This window comes from Segeticoccus rhizosphaerae, assembly GCF_009192725.1.
Classification (GTDB): domain Bacteria; phylum Actinomycetota; class Actinomycetes; order Actinomycetales; family Dermatophilaceae; genus Segeticoccus; species Segeticoccus rhizosphaerae.
The window spans coordinates 1-574 of the sequence record NZ_VOHR01000721.1; the positions used below are offsets into that span (position 1 = coordinate 1).

The 574-nt window shown below is 61.8% G+C and carries 1 protein-coding gene; it reads left to right on the top strand.

What is annotated here, in order from left to right; translation table 11 throughout:
* Positions 1 to 323: transcription elongation factor GreA (gene greA / locus FRW57_RS22670; protein WP_152187144.1), on the top strand; the 323-nt coding region annotated here is incomplete at its 5' end.
* Between the last annotated feature and the right edge of the window lie 251 nt (positions 324 to 574).

Sequence of the window (574 nt, forward strand, 5' to 3'; positions counted from 1 at the left end):
CCGCCAAGGAATGCCAGGGCCAGGTCGAGGCCATGATCTCCGATATCGAGGACAAGGTCAGCCGTGCGCAGATCATCGATCCGTCGACCCTGTCGGGCGACAAGGTGATCTTCGGCGCAACCGTGACGCTGCTCGACGAGGACGACAAGCCGATCAAGTACCAGATCGTCGGCCAGACCGAGGCGGATGCCGCCAGGGGCCGGATCAGCTACAACTCGCCCATCGGGCGTGCGCTGATTGGCAAGCAGGTCGACGAGGAAGTCGAAGTGACCGTCCCCTCGGGCGACAAGTTCTACCTGATCGAGAAGATCGAGTTCATCTGACAGGCGATCCCCTGCGAAGGCAGGGGTCTCGAACAAACTAGCGCTTAGATCGCCTGAGGTCCCCGCCTTCGCGAGGACTCACGGCAAATGCTTTTCCATGGCCCAATTGTGGATCGGCACGAGTCGGCCGTCGTGCTCGATTTCGAACTCGCGCTTGTGCGTCATCACATAGCCTGCGCGCTCGAACGCGGGGCGAGCAAGGTCGCTTGCCTCGGTGAAGAGGCGTGTGCAGCCTAGTGCGAGGGCTTCCT